The following is a 613-nucleotide window of genomic DNA, read 5'->3' on the forward strand; positions in this document are numbered from 1 at the left end:
GATTTATTACTTTCAATAAGGAAGAGGGCTTACTTCTTCATTTTTATGCACGATATTGATTTTCACTTTTGTAAGACTGTATATTGAACTTCTTCTGAAACAAATAAACTTGCGGAATTCATTTTTATACTACATTTTCCTAATCGCCGCTTTACTTCCGAATGCAATTTCTTACTTGCTTCCTCTAAAGATTGTGCTGGAATAATCGTAGATTGTGAGTCTGTTACCTTGCCACTGTACATCACTGAAAAGTTCAATTCATATTGATGTATCAAGATTCCTCCACTCCTTCTCCCCTTAAATTTCCTCACAGATTATTCTTACTTGTTGCTTCTTCCTGCAGTTTTTGAAGCGTACGCATTTGCGGTACATACCAGCTTTTTCTTAATCGTATGATCGTAATTCCTACAATTAGAATCAAAAAGGCTTGTAGGAAAATATCTTGTGTTTCCCATAACGTGCACAAATACAGAAGACTTCCCGAACAAAAATAATACATGGCCAATAATAGATGTATATTTGCGATTATTATTTGTTTCTTTCCAATTGCGGCTATTCCTGCTAAAACAACTGTACAAACTCCTATAGGGGCACGGCAACATCGCCATCAAGC

Annotated in this window: 2 protein-coding genes; both read right to left on the minus strand. The window is 35.7% G+C overall.

What is annotated here, in order from left to right:
- Window positions 1-62: 62 nt before the first annotated feature.
- Window positions 63-275 (minus strand): hypothetical protein, encoded by a 213-nt coding sequence (locus RT27_RS31970; protein WP_006917363.1) that lies wholly within the window; start codon window positions 273-275, stop codon window positions 63-65.
- 32 nt (window positions 276-307) lie between these two features.
- Window positions 308-586 carry a hypothetical protein gene (locus tag RT27_RS31975; RefSeq protein ID WP_043939421.1) on the minus strand — a complete coding sequence of 93 codons (279 nt, stop codon included), beginning with the start codon at window positions 584-586 and terminating at the stop codon, window positions 308-310.
- Window positions 587-613 lie beyond the last annotated feature (27 nt).

The organism is Bacillus sp. L_1B0_5 (assembly GCF_000836715.1).
In the GTDB taxonomy this organism is placed as follows: domain Bacteria; phylum Bacillota; class Bacilli; order Bacillales; family Bacillaceae_G; genus Bacillus_A; species Bacillus_A thuringiensis_S.